Origin of the sequence: Tardiphaga sp. P9-11, from assembly GCF_008329525.1 — a bacterium.
Taxonomy (GTDB): Bacteria; Pseudomonadota; Alphaproteobacteria; order Rhizobiales; family Xanthobacteraceae; genus Tardiphaga.
Genome location: NZ_NPKQ01000014.1, coordinates 37868 through 52702, shown reverse-complemented (window position 1 = coordinate 52702; position 14835 = coordinate 37868). Strand labels below are relative to the sequence as shown.

The 14835-nt window shown below is 59.8% G+C and carries 14 protein-coding genes; 13 read left to right on the top strand and 1 reads right to left on the bottom strand.

Features of this window, described 5'->3' with window-relative positions:
* Window positions 1-3: 3 nt before the first annotated feature.
* From scpA to CIW50_RS27310, 13 genes are all read left to right on the top strand, one after another.
* Complete coding sequence (scpA, locus tag CIW50_RS27370; protein ID WP_149534311.1) at window positions 4-2157, top strand: methylmalonyl-CoA mutase; 2154 nt, start codon at window positions 4-6, stop codon at window positions 2155-2157.
* A 235-nt stretch (window positions 2158-2392) separates the two neighbouring features.
* Window positions 2393-2737 carry a VOC family protein gene (locus CIW50_RS27365; RefSeq protein ID WP_246664481.1) on the top strand — a complete coding sequence of 115 codons (345 nt, stop codon included), beginning with the start codon at window positions 2393-2395 and terminating at the stop codon, window positions 2735-2737.
* Between the two features lie 95 nt (window positions 2738-2832).
* On the top strand, window positions 2833-3363 hold the full coding sequence (locus tag CIW50_RS27360) for a flavin reductase family protein (RefSeq protein WP_149534310.1): 531 nt from the start codon (window positions 2833-2835) through the stop codon (window positions 3361-3363).
* 206 nt (window positions 3364-3569) lie between these two features.
* Complete coding sequence (locus CIW50_RS27355) at window positions 3570-4439, top strand: branched-chain amino acid ABC transporter permease (protein WP_149534309.1); 870 nt, start codon at window positions 3570-3572, stop codon at window positions 4437-4439.
* Window positions 4423-5466 carry a branched-chain amino acid ABC transporter permease gene (locus CIW50_RS27350; protein WP_246664480.1) on the top strand — a complete coding sequence of 348 codons (1044 nt, stop codon included), beginning with the start codon at window positions 4423-4425 and terminating at the stop codon, window positions 5464-5466. The genes CIW50_RS27355 and CIW50_RS27350 overlap by 17 nt, the downstream gene beginning before the upstream one ends.
* Window positions 5450-6175 carry an ABC transporter ATP-binding protein gene (locus CIW50_RS27345; protein WP_149534308.1) on the top strand — a complete coding sequence of 242 codons (726 nt, stop codon included), beginning with the start codon at window positions 5450-5452 and terminating at the stop codon, window positions 6173-6175. The genes CIW50_RS27350 and CIW50_RS27345 overlap by 17 nt, the downstream gene beginning before the upstream one ends.
* Complete coding sequence (locus CIW50_RS27340) at window positions 6168-6887, top strand: ABC transporter ATP-binding protein (protein ID WP_149534307.1); 720 nt, start codon at window positions 6168-6170, stop codon at window positions 6885-6887. The genes CIW50_RS27345 and CIW50_RS27340 overlap by 8 nt, the downstream gene beginning before the upstream one ends.
* Window positions 6888-7001: 114 nt before the next feature.
* Window positions 7002-7766: an enoyl-CoA hydratase/isomerase family protein gene (locus tag CIW50_RS27335; protein ID WP_149534306.1), complete on the top strand. Its 765-nt coding sequence runs from the start codon at window positions 7002-7004 to the stop codon at window positions 7764-7766.
* Window positions 7767-7769: 3 nt separating this feature from the next.
* Window positions 7770-8555 (top strand): creatininase family protein, encoded by a 786-nt coding sequence (locus CIW50_RS27330; protein WP_149534305.1) that lies wholly within the window; start codon window positions 7770-7772, stop codon window positions 8553-8555.
* Between the two features lie 105 nt (window positions 8556-8660).
* Window positions 8661-9791, top strand: coding sequence for an LLM class flavin-dependent oxidoreductase (locus tag CIW50_RS27325; protein ID WP_149534304.1), 1131 nt, complete (start codon window positions 8661-8663; stop codon window positions 9789-9791).
* Between the two features lie 16 nt (window positions 9792-9807).
* Complete coding sequence (locus CIW50_RS27320; protein ID WP_149534303.1) at window positions 9808-10587, top strand: enoyl-CoA hydratase/isomerase family protein; 780 nt, start codon at window positions 9808-9810, stop codon at window positions 10585-10587.
* 1 nt (window position 10588) lies between these two features.
* On the top strand, window positions 10589-12457 hold the full coding sequence (locus CIW50_RS27315) for an AMP-dependent synthetase/ligase (protein ID WP_149534302.1): 1869 nt from the start codon (window positions 10589-10591) through the stop codon (window positions 12455-12457).
* A 145-nt stretch (window positions 12458-12602) separates the two neighbouring features.
* A complete protein-coding gene (locus tag CIW50_RS27310) occupies window positions 12603-13826 on the top strand; it encodes an ABC transporter substrate-binding protein (protein WP_149534301.1) in 1224 nt (407 codons plus the stop codon).
* A gap of 73 nt (window positions 13827-13899) precedes the next feature.
* On the opposite strand, the gene CIW50_RS27305 is transcribed toward CIW50_RS27310, so the two are convergent.
* Entirely contained in the window at window positions 13900-14766 is an 867-nt protein-coding gene (locus tag CIW50_RS27305) for an AraC family transcriptional regulator (RefSeq protein ID WP_246664479.1), read from the bottom strand.
* Window positions 14767-14835: the final 69 nt, after the last annotated feature.

Genomic DNA, 14835 nt, shown 5'->3' with positions numbered 1-14835 from the left:
GACATGACCAGGATTCCGAATTTCGCCGATATCGCTTTCACCCCAACCGCAGCCCCGGTCTTTGCCGGCACAGCCGAACCGTGGCTGACGCCAGAAGGCATTCTGGTGAAGCCGGGCTACAGCGAGGACGATGTCAAGGGCATCGATTTCCTCGACACCTATCCGGGCATCGCGCCGTTCCTGCGCGGCCCCTACCCGACCATGTATGTCAACCAGCCCTGGACGATCCGGCAATATGCCGGGTTCTCCACCGCGGAGGATTCCAACGCCTTCTATCGCCGCAATCTCGCCGCCGGCCAGAAGGGTCTCTCGGTCGCGTTCGATCTCGCCACCCATCGCGGCTATGACTCAGATCATCCGCGCGTGTCGGGCGATGTCGGCATGGCCGGCGTGGCGATCGATTCGATCTACGACATGCGCACGCTGTTCGCCGGCATTCCGCTCGACCAGATGAGCGTGTCGATGACCATGAACGGCGCGGTGCTGCCGATCCTCGCGCTTTATGTCGCTGCCGCCGAGGAACAGGGCGTGCCACCGGAGAAGCTCACAGGCACCATTCAGAATGACATTCTGAAAGAGTTCATGGTGCGCAACACCTATATCTATCCGCCGACGCCCTCGATGCGGATCATCTCGGACATCTTTGCCTACACCTCGCAAAAGATGCCGAAGTACAATTCGATTTCGATCTCCGGCTATCACATGCAGGAAGCCGGCGCGACGCAGGATCTCGAACTCGCTTACACGCTCGCCGACGGCGTCGAATATCTGCGCGCGGGTCTTGCCGCCGGCATCGATGTCGACCGCTTCGCGCCGCGGCTGTCGTTCTTCTGGGCGATCGGCATGAACTTCTTCATGGAAGTCGCCAAGATGCGCGCCGCGCGGCTGCTCTGGGCCAAGCTGCTGACGCAGTTCAATCCGAAGGACCCGAAATCGCTGTCGCTGCGCACTCATTGCCAGACCTCAGGCTGGTCGCTGACCGCGCAGGACGTCTACAACAACGTGATGCGCACCACCATCGAGGCGATGGCGGCGACGCAGGGCCACACCCAGTCCCTGCACACCAATGCGCTCGACGAGGCACTGGCGCTGCCGACCGACTTCTCCGCGCGCATCGCGCGCAACACGCAGCTCTTTCTGCAGCAGGAAACCGGCACCAACCGCATCATCGATCCATGGGGCGGCTCCTATTACGTCGAGCGCCTGACCCACGACCTCGCCACCAAGGCCTGGGCGCATATCCAGGAAGTGGAAGAACTCGGCGGCATGGCCAAGGCCATCGAGGCCGGCGTGCCCAAGCTGCGCATCGAGGAAGCCTCGGCCAAGACGCAGGCGCGCATCGACGCCGGCCGCCAGGCGGTGATCGGTGTCAACAAATACAAGCCGGAGAATGAAGAAGCGCTCGACGTGCTCAAGGTGGAGAACTCCACCGTGCGCCGGCTGCAGATCGACAAATTGAAGAGGCTTCGTGGCGAGCGCAGCCAGGCCGACGTCGATGCCGCGCTGGCGGCGCTGACGCGCAGCGCCAAGGACGGCAACGGCAACCTGCTGGCGCTGGCCATCGATGCCGCGCGGGCCAAGGCCACCGTCGGCGAAATCTCCGATGCGATGGAGAAGGTGTTCGGCCGCCACCGCGCCGAGATCAAATCCATCACCGGTGTCTACAAGCGCGAGGCGTCAACCATGAATGACAACGTCGCGAAAGTTCAGGCGCTGATCGACGCCTTCGAGGACGCCGAGGGCCGCCGCCCGCGCATTCTCGTCGCGAAAATCGGCCAGGACGGCCACGACCGCGGTCAGAAGGTGATCGCGTCCGCTTTCGCGGATGTCGGTTTCGACGTCGATATCGGGCCGCTATTCGCGACCGCCGATGAGGCCGCGCGTCAGGCTGTCGAAAACGACGTGCACATCCTCGGCCTGTCGTCGCTGGCCGCCGCCCACCTCACCGCAGTCCCCGAATTGAAGGCCGCGCTGAAGAAGCAGGGCCGCGAGGACATCATGATCATCATCGGCGGCGTCGTCCCCCCGCAGGATTACGACGAACTCTACAAGGCCGGCGCCGAGGCGATCTTCCCGCCGGGTACCGTGATCTCGGAAGCGGCGGAGGAACTGGTCCATAAGCTCAATGCGCGGCTCGGATACCTTATTGTCTCCTGATTTCTGCCGCGTTGAAGACAGCCTGATGCTACGCCGCCGGTGCGCGGACGAAGAAGGTTTGTAACATCGCGCCGGGCAAGCGCAGGCCCGAATTTCCCGCATGTCGCCGCGGCAGCATAAAATGCTTATGAACGACATGCGACACGCGCTGTTCAAGCATTAATGCTGGACGGCCAGGGTGAATATCCATCGACGATGCGCATTGCAGGGGGCATCGATCAAATGGATTTCGAACGTGAAACTCAAGCAAGTTTATCTCACAGCGGCCGACCCAGAGCGTCTGGCCTCGTTCTACGAAGGCCTGGGTCTGAAGGTGCGCTTTGCAGACCCGGGAAAGTGGATTCAATTCGTGAGCGATCCCGCGGCTTTCTGTGTCGCCAGCCCAGCTGAATCGGTGTCGGATCAACTGCAAGATGCCGTTCTGGTGTTTGATGTCGACAATCTGGAAGCCGCGATAGAGAGCGCCGTAGCAGGTGGTGCTCAAGTTGAGGCAATTCGCGACATGGCCAGCCACGGCCGTGCGGTGAAGGTGCGCGACCCGAGCGGCAACGTTATCCAGTTCTACCAGGCGATCAAATAGATCAGACGCTCAGTAGATAAGACGGCGGATACCAACGCCGGTCACCATCGACGATATCGGGGCGCATCTTTTACATGAATCTAAGAGTATCACCTATGCAAGCGCCAGCAGCCTCAGCTTCCGATCCGTCATCCTTCGATCCTGCTGAGTTCCGCGTCGCCATGCGCAACGTGCCGGGCGCTGTTTCAATTGTCACGACAGGCCGCATGCCTCATCGGCACGGCCTGACACTGACCGCGGGCTGTTCTTTATCCACCGAGCCGCCGAGTGTGCTGGTCTGCGTCAATCGCTCTGCGGGGGCGCATGACACGATAGAAAGCAACGGCTCGTTCTGCTGGAATATTCTGGGCATCGAACATCTCGGCTTGGCTCTGACCTTTTCTGGTCAGGATGGAAGCAAAGGCGATATCCGCTTCGCGGACGGCCTTTGGTGCGATCTGAAAACCGGAGCGCCAAGTCTGATCGACGCGATCTGTAGCTTCGATTGCCGGGTCGTGAATGCACACAGCTCCGGCAGCCATACCATCTTCACCGGCGAGGTCGTGGCTCAAACCACGAGAAAAGGCGGCGAACCGCTCGTCTATGTCGATGGATGTTTCGCCGCGCCCAAGGCGCTTCCGAAATAAACCGAGCATCTACGCAGTACCGATTTGGATACAACCAGAATGGAGCCGATTGATATGCCAGGAAAGTGCAGCGTTCCAATCGAGGCCAGCCGTGAGCTTTCCGATCAGGCATGTCTGGAGATGTGTCGGCCGTGCGAGGCGCGCCGTCATCGACGAAGCGATCGCGCTGCAAGCTGCTTCACCTACCTACCAGCGGGGGCGTGCTGATGTTGTCGCTTTGGCTCAATGTTCTTGCGAGCGGGGTACTTATCGGCCTGGTTTACGGGCTCGTGGCGCTTGGCCTCACCATTATCTTCGGCGTCATGCGCGTGGTGAATTTTGCGCATGGAGAGATGGTGGTGTTCGGGGTGTACATCGGATACTGGACCGTCCGCATCTGGGACATTCCGATCATCGCGGCCGCTGCGATCGCCGCAGTGATTATGTTCTTGTTTGGATATCTCTTGGAAGCATTGGTCGTGAAGCGGTTCGTCAATCGACCGCACCACTATCAATTCATTGTCTTCATCGGCCTGTCGCTCCTCTTCAGCGGCGTACTGCTGGTCTCGTTTGGTCCTGATCCGCGGCCGACGGCCTCGCAGCTATCGTTCCAGACCGTTGCGGTGGGGCCGCTGACGCTGGATTGGGCGCGGATCCAGGCCGCCCTTACAGCCGGCGTTCTGATCGCTGCTCTCAGCGCCTATCTGAAATATTCTGCATTCGGCCGATCGCTTCGGGCTGCCGCAGATAACCGCTTGGGCGGGTTGGTCGTCGGCCTCAATATTCCGCGCGTGTATGCCGTGACCTTTGGTATCGGCTCCGCTTGCGCCGGAGTCGCTGGTGCGCTGATTTCACCGTTGTTCGACGCACAACCTTATCTCGCGGTCGACTTTACTCTTCTGGCCTTCGTGACAGTGATTGTCGGTGGTCTCGGCAGTTTCGGCGGCGCTCTTTTGGGGGGGCTCACGATCGGAGTGGCCGAAGCGGTAGCGGCGTTGATGTTCACGCCGTCGATGAAGACGGCACTCCCTTACGCGCTCTTGATCATCATTTTAATTCTCCGTCCGAGGGGTTTTTTCGGTGCAAAAGAAGTTTGATCAAACCAGCGATCCGAAGCGATGGGGTGCCGGCGTTCTGGTTTTCGCCATCCTTGCGATGGTGGGTAGTATATCAAATGCCTACATCATTTCGCTCCTCACGGTCGTCCTGTTGTTTACGTTTATGGGACAGTCCTGGAATCTCATGCTCGGGATCGGCGGGCAGTTATCCATCGGTCACGCGCTGTTTGTCGGGATCGGCGCATATAGCGTAGCGATCCTGAACATCAAATACGGCATCACACCGTGGATCGGGTTGATCCTGGGAGCGGCCATTGCCGGTCTTATCGGTGCTGTGCTCGCATGGCTCAGCTTCCGTTTCGAGGTCCGCGGCATCTACTTCGCGCTGCTTACGATCGCTGCCGCTGAATTCGCTCGGATCATGTTCGGCGGATGGGACTATGTAGGAGGGATGCAGGGCCTTTTCTTTCAGGCCCCGACGGGTTCGATGGACATCGCCATGCTCCGAGGCGACACGCGGTTCTATTACTTCGTCGCTCTTACCCTCGCGGCCATCGGCGTGGCGGGAACGGAAATGATCTCGCGGTCCTATCTAGGTTACGTCTGGCGCGCGATGAGGGACGACGACGACGCGGCGCGCGCGCTCGGCGTTCAGACCTTTCGTCACAAGATTTTAGTGATTTCGATCTCAGCCGCAATGGCGGCGATCGGCGGTGGCGTGCTAGGACTCGTGCAGGGGGCGATCTTTCCGGACTCGATCATGGGTATGAGCATCTCCGTCGATGTGCTCATCGGCCCGGTGGTGGGCGGACTGGGCACGGCCTTCGGTCCGCTGGTCGGTTCGATGGCTGCCATACCGCTTCACCATGCCATGGGTGCTCTCGGGGACAGTTTCGGCATTCCGGGATTGAACAGCATCGCGTACGGGGCCGTGCTGATCCTTGTTGTTTGGTTTCTGCCTGATGGCATCTGGCCCGCGGTGGTTCGCCTTTATGGCGCGATCCAACTGCCGGCGCGTGTTCGGATATCGAAGCTGCGGGAGGTCGAGAATGACCGCGCTGCTTGAAGTGAAAAACCTGACCAAATCCTTCCAGGGATTGGTTGCCGTCAATGACGTTAGCTTCGCGCTGGCGCCGGGCCGCATCACCGCGCTGATCGGGCCGAATGGCGCGGGCAAGACCACATGCTTCAATCTCGTTGCCGGTGCGCTGAGCCCGACCCGCGGACAGGTTCTGTTTGAGGGGCGTTCGATCGAACGGACGCCACCCGAGACGGTCTGTCGCATGGGCATAGCGCGGACGTTTCAAATCGTCCGGCCAATGAAGGACATGTCGGTGCTGGAGAATGCCATGGTGGGGGCCTTCAGCTGGACGACGAGTGTCAAGGAGGCGCGGGCCAAGGCCTACGAGTCGCTCGAAAGCGTCGGCCTTGCCGGCAAGGCGAATGCGCGCACCGATCAATTGACGCTGCCTGATCGCAAAATGCTGGAAATGGCCAAAGCGTTGTCGACGCGCCCCAGATTGCTGCTGCTTGACGAAGTGATGGCAGGTCTGCGGCCGACCGAGGCGGCCGGCGTGGTCGGCGTGCTGCAAAAGCTCGCGGAGAGTGGGCTGACGATTTTGCTGGTCGAGCATGTGATGCGGATCGTTATGGAAGTAGCCTCGACGGTGGTGGTGCTGCATCACGGCGCCAAGATTGCGGAGGGCAAGCCGTCGGACGTGGTGGCCGACCCGCGGGTGCTCGAAAGTTATCTGGGGGCCGGTTTCCATGCTTGACGATGCTCTTCTCGCCATCGACAACCTGTGCGTCGCCTATGACGGTTCCAATGCCCTGAACGGCGTGTCGCTCCGGATTAGCAAGGGTGAGCTGATCTGCGTGGTCGGAGCCAATGGCGCCGGCAAGACTTCCCTTATCCGCTCGATTGCAGGAATCGTCCCGTCGTCGGGTGGATCCGTGAGGATGAAGGGGGTCGATATCACGCGGCTGCCGCCCTGGGAGATCTGCGAAATGGGCATCGCCCAGGTCGCCGAAGGCCGCCAGATCTTCAGCGCGCTTTCCGTCGAGGACAATCTGCTCATCGGCGGCGCGCTGAAGCGGGCACGAGACGACCAGATGGGTACGCTCGAATTCGTCTATCAGTTGTTCGAGCGGCTTCGTGAGCGCCGCCGCCAATTGGCCGGTACCCTGTCCGGCGGCGAGCAGCAAATGCTGGCGATCGGCAGAGCCATTATGTCGAAGCCGGAAGTCGTGATGTTCGACGAGCCGTCGATCGGTCTATCACCGGCGCTCACCGACGTGATGTTCGGGGTGGTCAAATCGCTCAATGACCAGGGCATCACCGTTCTTCTGGTGGAGCAGAATGTTGCGAAATCGCTGGCATTGAGCAGCCGCGGCTACGTTCTGGAGAACGGGTCCGTGGTGCTTCACGGATCGAGCAAAGAACTGCTCGAAAATCCCGATATCCAGCGCGCTTATCTCGGGATGTGAGCGCGCGCCGAATTGACGAGACCTTTATGCAGCACGAGCAGGCATGCGTCGTGGCTGCATCAATCAACTTCATGTCGGCGGTAGCTCCTGCCGTATCCTGCCGAGGATCTTCTCATGATCTCTGATGCGTCCCTTCTGATCGAGCGCGATGGTGACCTGGTCACGATCACCATGAACAGGCCTCCGGCTAATGCGTTGAATTCCCGGCTCATCGCCCTGTTGCTGGACGCGATCGAGTGCTTTGCGGCGGAGGAGCAGCCTCCCGGAATCGTGCTGACCGGAAGCGGCAGTCGCTTCTTCAGCGCCGGCGGAGACATCAAGGAGGTGGTGGGGTTGGAGGTCGCAAGGCCGCGCATCCGGCTCTTCCACCAATTGCTCGTGACGATGGAGAGCTATCCGGGCCCGATTGTCTGCGCCGTTCGCGGCTATGCGGTCGGAGGTGCTTTGGAGTTCCTGCTGCATGCGGACCACGTGGTTGCCGATGAAGCGTGCAAGGTCGGCTTCCCCGAAATCAATCACGGCCTCCTGCCCGTGACCAAGGGCATGCGCCGGGCCGTCGAAAAACTCGGCGTGCGGGCGGCCCAAGAGTTGCTGTATTGGGGCGACTTCATCGACGCGACGCGGGCCAAAGCGATCGGAGCGATCAACGAAGTCGTTCGGACCGAGGAGGTGGCGCCGCGTGCGACGGAGGTCTGCCGAGCATTGCGGCAGAAGGATCGCAAGCTGTTCGATGTCATCAAGCGATCGCTCAACCGCACAGCTTTGTTGGACGATCGGGCGCTTGAGGACATGACCGTCGCCGACCTTGAGGCCTATGTCACCGCAGAAAGTTCGGCCGAGGCCCGCGCGCGGTTTCTGTCCAAGAACAGCAAAGGCTGAGCGATGGCGCGGGAATATCCCAGTGCAATCCATCTGGAGCAGATGAGTTTCGAGGACGTCGGCGCTGCGCTGGCGCAGGGGTACACGGCGGTGATGATCCCGCTAGGCGCCATTGAGCAGCACGGACCGCATCTGGCGCTCAGCATGGACGCGGATCATGCCGACGCCTTGGGCGAGCGCGTCGCGCGAAGCCGAGGCAAGACCTTGGTGGCGCCGACCATCAAGGTCGGCTGTTCGGCTCATCATTTGCCGTTTCCGGGCACCCTGTCGCTTCGCCCGGAAACGCTCGAGGCGATCTGCACGGACTATTGCACGAGTCTTGCTGGGCATGGCTTCAAGCGGCTGCTGATCTTCTCCGGTCATATCGGTAACTTTCCCGTCATCAAGGGAATGCTCGATCGGCTGCGCGCATCGGTGCCGCCGGATGTAGAGATTGTCGCGTTCACTGACTCGACGCTGTGGATCGACACTTGGCGTCATGCAGTGGCGGCTGCGGGCGGAGATCCTCTCGCCGTCGGCGGACATGCCGACATCGCCGAAACCTCGTTGATGATGGCGATCCGCCCGGACAGCGTGAGACAGGACCGGTTCGAAGCCGGGCATCTTGGTGCCCTGACGCAGGTGCAACTCGAATTGATGTGGAAAAACGGAGTTCGGTCGATTTCTCAGAACGGCATCATCGGAAGCCCGATCGGCGCGAGCCGCGACATTGGTGAGGCGTGTCTCGCCGCGATCGCAGATCTGCTCGTCGATACGTTCAAGGAGCAGGAGAGATCAACCGGCTCCTGACGGCATAAAATTTGGAAAGACTTGCGGCACGCTGCAGCTTTCGAACGAAAATGTCGCTCCGCCTATGAAACTCTGAGCCATCTCGAAATCTAAAAGGATCTAGAAATGGCACTAACGTTTGGGTTCTGGTCTGAGCAGGAAACCCAGGTCGGCCACAGCTACTCGCGCAGACTCCACGAGTTGGTGGATGAAGTGCTTCTGGCAGAAAAGGTTGGCTTCGATTGCGTCGCGCTTTCGGAGCAGCACGTCGCCCTGGGCGGTATATCGAGCTCTGCGCCCGAGGTCGTATTCGGCTATCTCGCCGCCGTGACCTCCCGAGTCAAGTTGCGCGCGGCGGTGACGCTGATGCCCCAGCGCATCAACCATGCCTTGCGTTCTGCCGAGCGCCTTGCGGTGACTGACATCCTCTCGAATGGCCGCATGGAATTCTACGGAGGCCGCGCCAATACAACTATCGCGATGCGGGCGTTCAACGTCGATCCGAACGAAACGTTGGCACAGATGGAAGAGGGCCTGGCGCTTCTGAAGAAGTCGATGCGCGAGGACATCTTCACCTTCGAAGGAAAGTACTACCAGATTCCGCCGCGTCAGCTGGTTCCAAAGCCGCTGCAGAAGCCGCATCCGGTCATCGGCATCGCCGCGACCAGCGAGCGCAGCCATGTCTGGGCGGCGTCCGAGGGCTTCGCTGTGATGAGCAGTAACATCTATCAGGGCTGGGAGGTCCAGCAGAAGCTGATCGACACTTACCGGTCCAACTGGAAGCGCGACGAGGAAGGACCGCTGCAACGCCCCCGCATCGGCATTCCGCTGTTCATCGGTATCGGCAGGACTGACGAGCAGGCCAAGGCGGATTACGCCGGACCGCTCATGCATTATGCGAAAATCTCGACTGATGCCTATCCGCGTCTCGCCAAGATCGCTGATGACTACAAGTATATGAGCGAAAGCATTCCTTCCATGGAGCGCGCGGCGAACGACTGGGACTATCTGGTCAACGAGTCGGCCACGACGGTTTGCGGCAGCCCCGACACGATCATCCGCCAGCTCGAGAAATTCGAGGCCATGGGTGTCGATGAAATCCTGCTGCACATGGACTCGGTGCCGCATGAAAAGATCATGGAAGCGATCGACATGGTCGGCCGCTTTGTCATTCCGCATTTCAACGACCGAAACAATGTGGTGCGACCTACCGAGGAAATTCTCGGGAAGATCCGTCTGATGCGGCCACAGAACTAATCGAAAGGAAAGATCGATGTCGAAATACGACTATAAGTATCTCATCGTTGAGAAGCGTCCCACCGGCGTTGCGATCGTAACGATGAACCGGCCGGAGATTCTCAATGCGATCAACTGGGATATGCATGAGGAGCTGGAAGACGTTTTCGTCAAGCTGGACCACGACAAGGCCGTCAATGCCATCGTTCTGACGGGCGCGGGACGTGGATTTTGCTCGGGAGGCGATCAAAAGTCGCTCGATAAAGGCGTGCTTCCGTCGCCGACCCGAAGCGGACGCCATCTCATTCGCAACATGCTCGAAGTGGAAGTTCCGATCGTGGCGGCCGTCAACGGCGTTGCTGTGGGTCTTGGTGCCACGCTCGCTCTGTTCTGTGACGTGATCTATGCGAGCCCGAACGCGCGATTTGCCGATACGCACGTTAATGCCGGTGTGGTCGCCGGCGATGGCGGCGCCATCATGTGGCCACTTCTTATGGGGCCGGTGCGGGCCAAGCATTACCTGATGACCGGCGAATTCATCTCGGCCGAGAAAGCAGCGGCTATCGGTATGATCAACGAGGTGATTGCGGACAAGAACGTTCTCGACGTCGCGATCGAATATGCCGAGATGCTTGCCAGCGGCCCGAAAGAGTCGATCGTGTGGACGAAATACAGCGTCAACAAGATCATCAAGCAGTATACTCATCTGTTGCTCGACACCTCGGCGGCTCTCGAGATGTTGACCTTCGCGTCGCCTGAGCGGGCTGAAGCAGTTGCTGCGTTCGCAGAAAAACGTAAGCGATTCGCGGAGCGATGAGATGAATCTCGCTGCGGTCACTTCCGGCGCTCAGCTGGCCGACTCGACGGTTGCGCAGCTGTTCGCTGCGCGGCTTGCGGAGCGGCCCGGCAAGACTGCCTATCAGCAAAAACGTCACGGAGCATGGGCGGGCGTGACATGGGGCGTCTATGCCCAACGCGTGGTCAATCTTGCCAACGCTCTGCAACGCGCTGGATTGCAGCGCGGCGACCGGGTCGCGATCATGGGCGATTCGTCGCAGGAATGGTTGATCGCGGACATGGCGATCATGTGCGCCGGTGGCGTCATGGTCGGAGTCTACTTCACTTCTTCGCCTGAAGAGGTTGCCTATTACTTCAGCGATTCTGGAGCCAAGTTCGTATTCGTGGGCGGTGAGCAGCAGCTGCGTGTGGTGCTGGCCTCCGGCGAAGCTGAAAGGTTCTGCCGCATCATTGTCCTAGACCCAGAATGGAAGGGCCAAGCAGGCGCTTCGGTCCAAGCCATGGCGGACTTTGTAGGAGCGGAAAACGTCGAACCCGCAGCATATCTTCAGAAGGAGAGCGCAGCGGCCAAGACCTCAGATCTGGTTAGCATCGGATACACATCCGGGACCACCGGAAATCCGAAGGGCGCGATGCTAACCCATCTCTCCATTCTCGCTGGCGCCCATTGCGTCACCTTGTTCGGGCCGAGCATGCGTAACGATGAGCATCGCGTGGTGGTGCACCTGCCGATGTCGCATACTGTGGCGCGCGGACAGGCAACGGTACTGCCGCTCGTTGCCAATGTCGTTCCCTATTTTGGCGAGACGACCGCGGATTTCGCTCAGACGATCAAGGAAGTGAAACCGACGTATTACATGGCGCCTCCGCGCTTCTATCAGCGGTTCGCGACTCAGATCCTTAGCAAGGCGCATGCTGCAACGGAGACGAGGGTTCAGCGATACCCTCTCGCCATGACCGTCGCGCGTAAGGCCCTGGATGACCGACAGACCGGAGGCGCGCTCGATGCTTTTGTCTCCAAACTCTTCTCCACCTGCCGCGAGCAGGTATTCCTGCCGCTTCTCGCGGAGGTCGGCTTCGACGAGCTGAAGGTCGCATTCACGTCGTCGGCAGCGATGCCGTCCGAACTGATGTCGCTTTGGCAGCTATGGGGACTGCAGCTGAAGGAATGCTACGGACAAACCGAACTGGTCGGCGCCAATCTAGTTCAGATGGCCGAGTGGCCCCATTCTGGCAACGTAGGTGTTCCCTTGCCGGACGCTGCCTGGGAGACAGCGGTGCTGGAGGACGGGGAGATGATCGTGCGCGGGCCGGGTCTTTTCGCCGGCTATTGGAATAAGCCTGACGAGACCAAGTCGGCGCTGCGCGATGGCTGGCTCTACACAGGCGATATCGTCGAAGTGTCCCCCGACGGCGTATTCAAGCTGGTCGACCGGAAAAAGGAGATCATCAACACCTCGAACGGAAAATCAATCAGTCCGACTCAGATCGAGAACGAGATTCGGCATAGCTCGTTCATCTCCGAAGCGGCGGTGATCGGCGAGGGACGGAAGTATCTCACCGCACTGATCGAGGTAGATGCGACCGCGACTATGGACTGGGCGAAGTTGCGCGATCCTAAGATCGTAGAATACTCAGATCTTGCAAAGTCCGAAATCGTTAACCGCTTGATCGAGGCGGAGATTGGCAAGGCGAACGGAAGGCTGGCGCGCGCTGAGCAAATCAAGGCCTTCCGCATCCTACCGGAGGAGCTGTCACCAGAGAACGGAGTGATGACTCCGACACGCAAGAAACGCCGCAAGCAATTGCATGAGCGATATCAGTCCCTGATCAATTCCCTCTATGACGAAACCGAAGAAAATCTGATCAGGGCGGAAATGGGTCTTTGACGTCAACGCCGGCCAAGCGTGGATGCGTCGATGCCCCCAAGACTAGGCGGCGTCGATGATATGAAGGTGTCGGTGTCGAAAAAATTCAAGCCCAGTACGCCCTCGAGTCGGGCAAATCTTTCTCATTTCAAAGCAGGACATTCATATGACCAAGCGAGGCGGAATTACACGGCGGACGATCGTAGGAAGTGGATTGGGGATTGCAGCCGGCCTGACGTCCTGGCCGTCTGTCGCGGCGACGGCGAAAGTGAAAATCGGGGCGATCATGCCCAGCAGCGGCGTGCTCGCCTTTCCAGGCCAGGCCTGTGTTCGGGGAATTGACCTCGGTGCGAAATTCGCGCGCGAGAAATACGGGCTCGACATCGAGATCGTTCATGCCGATACGCAGAGCCGCCCCGAGAATGGTCGGATCGCTGCGGAGAGCCTCATTCGGCAGGGCTGCACCGTGCTGATCGGCGCGTGGGATTCCGGTGCCACCATCTCGGCGCTCCAGGCATGCGAAGCCGCCAAGGTGCCGATGGTCGTTCACATTGCCAGCGCGACACAGGTGACTTCGCAGGGGTTTACCCAGGTCTTCCGTTACTACCCGACCTCGCTCACCATCGTGCGGCAGTCGCTGGTCGAGCTGAAGTCTGTGCTCGGCACGTTGAAAGATCCGCCGACCAGCGCAGCCATCCTCCATCTCAACAACACGATGGGACAATCGACGGCTGCGAGTATTGACCAGGCGTGGAAAGAGGTGAACGTTCCGCTCAAGATCGCGCAATATGTCGCCTATGACGAGAAGGCCAAAGACCTATCCGTCGAAGTTGCTAAGGCCAAGGCATCGGGAGCTGACGCGTTGATCTCGGTCACCCGCGTCAACGACGCGATCATGATCGCACGCGAATGCATCAAGCAGGGATGGGATCCCAAGATGGTGTTCTCACCCAATTCCAATGGCGTGTCCGACAAGGCCTATCACGATGCGCTTGGAAAATATGGCAATGGTCCGATCTTGTCGGCGCTCTGGCTCAATCCGAAGGGGGCCGATTCCGAAAAGATCATGAAGATGTTCGCGACCGACTATCCCAATGACTGGTTCGACGCGAATGCGGGCTGCGCCTTCGAGGCCGTGCAGATCGTAGGCGATGCGGTGAAGCGGGCGTCGTCGTCGGAGTCGGGAGCCATTCACAGTGCGCTCAAGGCGACCGACATGAAGCCGGTCCTAATGTATGGCGAAAACACCAAATTCGATCAGACCGGACAGAACGTCAACTGTTCGATGGTCATGCTGCAAGGCCTGCAAGGCAGACCACGCGTGGTGGCGCCGAAAGCCATCGCGGAAGCGTCGCTCGAATATCCGCTGACGCCCTATAGCAAGCGATAACTAAGCCGGTTCGTGCGGCCCCATGGAAATATCGTGGGGCCCGCCCGCGCCCGGGTTCTGCGAAGCGTGAGGGTTACGGCAGAGTTTCAAGATTGATCAGACGCGCTCGCTCGGCCAGAAAGCGCCGCGGGCTTTTTCCCATAGTTTTTTTGAACATTGTAATGAACGCACTGGGCGTCTCGTAGCCGAGATCCAGCGAAACCGTCTGCACAGAACTGCCGGCCGTGAGGCGCTGCATCGCGATGAGGATCTGCAGCCGCTGGCGCCAGCGCCCGAATGTCATTCCCGTCTCCTTTACAACGAGGCGGGCGAATGTGCTCTCGCTCATTGCATATCGTGCTGCCAGCTCACCAATGGTGCTGCGGTCGCCGGGATTCTGCAGTAGGGCCGCTGCGAGATGCTGAAGCCTACTGTCCGCGGAGATCGGCAGATACATCTCATCCGTCGTCGACATCTGAACAAGCTCGTCGAGCAAGACTCGCCCAAGGCGGCTGGTCGGCCCCTCCAATGGGTAGAGCGGCGGGAAGACGGACAAGCGATGGATCAGTTCCCGCACTAGCGACGTGATCATGAGCGTGCAGCAGGTCCGTGGCAGCATGCTGACTTGCGGATCGATGAACACCGTGTAGATGCGGCCGAAGTCGGCCACGCAGTTACTGTGAAGAATGCCGGCCGGTATCCAGACGGCGCCTTGCGGAGGGACGATCCACAAGCCGCCCGGTGCTCTGCACATCACCGAGCCGTGAGATGCGACGACCAGCTGGCCCTTTCGATGTGAATGCAACGGGAGATCGTCATTGTCCTCACTCGTCTCGAGGCAAAACGAGGTGATCGGGCGATCGAACTGATCCGGATCGACCGGATCATAATTGATCCGGAGATCGGGCAAATCCATGCGGGCAAAATCGGGATCGTATTTGGGATCGGGCGCGATTCGCATTGTGTGACTCGTCGACGCTGTCTGGCCCTAGCGCGGCCTTGCCAAGCGACGATAGCGTTTCCGCAACGC